At 42.2% G+C, this 1,526-nt stretch carries 1 protein-coding gene and 1 pseudogene; one reads left to right on the forward strand and one right to left on the reverse strand.

What is annotated here, in order from left to right; genetic code table 11:
• Positions 1-430 (reverse strand): annotated as a pseudogene (locus ACED60_RS25610) (hypothetical protein); the annotation flags it as partial.
• A gap of 800 nt (positions 431-1,230) precedes the next feature.
• Here ACED60_RS25610 and ACED60_RS25615 point away from each other — a divergent pair.
• Positions 1,231-1,410: a TraY domain-containing protein gene (locus tag ACED60_RS25615; protein WP_016800598.1), complete on the forward strand. Its 180-nt coding sequence runs from the start codon at positions 1,231-1,233 to the stop codon at positions 1,408-1,410.
• Positions 1,411-1,526 lie beyond the last annotated feature (116 nt).

The raw sequence follows: 1,526 nt of genomic DNA on the forward strand, positions 1-1,526 counted from the left end.
GCTGGTCGTAGCTGATGGTTTTCAATCCCGCTTCGGTGGGCAAACCGATGCGCCCGCCAATGAGGTCTGTGTTCGGCAGAGTGCACGCTAATACTTTCGCAATTAAGGTGCGACATTGGACATTATTCACCGCTTCACCGCCCCATGCATTGAGTGACGGGAAACGATTGGGGTTGGTAATAAATTCTTCACACCCTTTTAAGATCCGCGCGTATTCTGGCGGCAGGGTTTCTACCTTACCGCTTCGGAGCAACCGGCGAGACTTAAATCCGATCTCAAAAGGCGTCTTAGGGTTCCGCGCGTTCTCTTCTTCAATGACGCGTTGATACAATTCAATCAAATCCAGTTTGCGAGCCTTACGCTTACAGCGATACTGCGCATCGTAACTCGATTTATCGAACGGGGGAGGGGAGGAGCTAAACGTTTTCATAAGACTCACCGTCCACGTTTAAAACACACCTCGCTTCATCCTGAGGGACAAAAAAGGCGGTGTTAGGCAGAAAGTGGATTCTCCTGAGCGTTAGCCCAAGCCAAGGCTGAGTCAAATGCGTCATATTTTGAAGTCCAAGAGGTTTTTGGGGTGTTTGGATTGGCCGTCCAAACGGTGAAATTTCAACCTATCTCAACCGGGAAAAGAAATCAAATGCCGGTTTTTTAGACACAAAAAAGCCGACTACTCTTGGAAAGTCGGCTTTTTTGCGAGTGCTATATAGTCAGAGTACCACCTCTAACACACTCTAAATCCTAGAAAAAACACACGACATTGGACACTACAGGAGTAAGCAATGTCGTGTGTTTTAACCTTATAGACCTCAGGTAAGTATAGCGTGTCGTCGCCTGATATTTCAAACGCTAAGTGTGCCTTGGGATTTTTCCCTTAACATAACAAATATAATGCGTAACCAAAAATAGCAGATAAATAACAATGAGATAACAAATAACCTTGAAAAATTTATAGCACATCAAATAATCCCAATAAAAATAATTAATGGATTATTTATTTAAAATTAAAAACAAAGGCAACGTTAAATTTAATAAAATAACCATTAAAATCAAAAGTTTAATTTGGTGCGCATTATATTTGTTATGTTAAATTGCAAGATTGAGAGGCCCATCACAAAAGCAAATAAGTTTAATAATTCTGGGTCACTTTTGAACGATTAGAGGGTTCAGCGATATTTCAGTTTGAACTCGGTCGTTTCGGTTTTTCTTAATTGAAAAGGATTTTGTATGAATTTGAAATCAGAATGTAGGGTTGATAACAAGGAAGTCGGTATCGCTTTTAGTCTTTCAGCAAACGCGAATAAAACGTTAACGCTATCGGCGAAAAGAGCAGAACGGGCCAAAAAGCGCGAAGGGAAACTTCGATTAGAAGATCATCTCAAACGTTTTCCCAATTGGTCGCTGTAACGAATGATATTGCCGTCTGAGATCTTATTTCAGATGGCCTCGAAGGTGGGCTGCCTTCACGATTGCAAAAAGCGCCGCAGAGGGGCGCAGGCCTGCGTAATATGCCTAACAAATTC

It is taken from the genome of Vibrio sp. 1F279, assembly GCF_041439815.1.
GTDB classification, from domain to species: Bacteria; Pseudomonadota; Gammaproteobacteria; order Enterobacterales; family Vibrionaceae; genus Vibrio; species Vibrio tasmaniensis_A.

Coding starts and splice junctions, on each gene's coding strand:
- ACED60_RS25615 (WP_016800598.1), top strand. CDS start 1,231: ATGAATTTGAAATCAGAATGTAGGGTTGATAACAAGGAAGTCGGTATC.